Origin of the sequence: Mesorhizobium sp. M1A.F.Ca.IN.020.06.1.1 (genome assembly GCF_004023265.1) — a bacterium.
Classification (GTDB): domain Bacteria; phylum Pseudomonadota; class Alphaproteobacteria; order Rhizobiales; family Rhizobiaceae; genus Mesorhizobium.
The window spans coordinates 1-963 of record NZ_RZSR01001453.1; the positions used below are offsets into that span (position 1 = coordinate 1).

Consider the following 963-nt stretch of genomic DNA (forward strand, 5'->3'; position numbering starts at 1 on the left):
CGGCTGCCACGCGACGCTGAAGGCGCCGTTCCGGCTGGCGCCCAGCGAATCGGAAGCCTCGCTGCGGGCGGCGCTCGACGATTTCGCCGAGGTCACGCCGCCAGTCGTCATCCCGCGTTTGGTCGTCGGCCAGATCGACGGCTTTTTCGCGCTGGTGCCGGAAAGTCCTTTCGAGCCGCTCAACAGTTTCGCCGGCGAGGTCGTGCGCGCTTTCGACCGCTTCCGCGCGCCGCTGACCGAGGCCGAGATCGAGCGCCGCAGCCCAGACTCGCTGAAGCCGGATGAGTTCCGCAACCTCTGCCAGTGGGGTTATCCCTACGTCTTCGAGACGTTCCGCTTCCACATGACGCTCTCCGGACGGGTCGGGCCACAGGAAAGCCCGCGCCTTCGCGCTGCAATCGACAGCCTGTTCGCGGATGTGCTGCAGCGTCCGGTGCCGGTGGATGCGCTGACGCTGTTCGTCGAAACCGAACCGGGCGCGCCCTTCATGGTGCTCTCGCACCACGTGCTTGGACGCGGCCCGGCCAGAAAAACCGCCTGATGTCCGCCCGCCTGAGATAGGACTGCTGAAATGACCGCCGAGACCGTTTTGAACAATGCCCGCATCGTGCTGCCCGACGAGATCGTCGCGGGCTCGCTGCTGCTGCGCGATGGGCTGATCGCCGCGATCGAGCCGGGTGCGGCCCGCACCGGCGAGGACATGGGCGGCGACTACATCATCCCGGGTCTCGTAGAACTGCACACCGATCACCTCGAAGGCCATTACGCGCCGCGTCCGAAAGTGCGCTGGAACCCGATCGCCGCCGTGCTCGCCCACGATGCGCAGGTGGCGACCGCCGGCATCACCACGGTGCTCGACGCCTTGCGTGTCGGCATGGACGAGGATGCCGACCTGAAGTCCGACGACGTGCGCAAGCTCGCCGACGCGATCGAGGACAGCGTGCGCCAGGATCGGCTCAGGGC

At 67.4% G+C, this 963-nt stretch carries 1 protein-coding gene and 1 pseudogene; both read left to right on the forward strand.

Annotated features, from left to right (window positions below; translation table 11 throughout):
* Positions 1-541 (forward strand): DUF1045 domain-containing protein (locus tag EOA60_RS34795; protein WP_128312720.1); only part of this gene is annotated, 541 nt, incomplete at its 5' end.
* 30 nt (positions 542-571) lie between these two features.
* Positions 572-963 (forward strand): annotated as a pseudogene (locus tag EOA60_RS34800) (alpha-D-ribose 1-methylphosphonate 5-triphosphate diphosphatase); the annotation flags it as partial.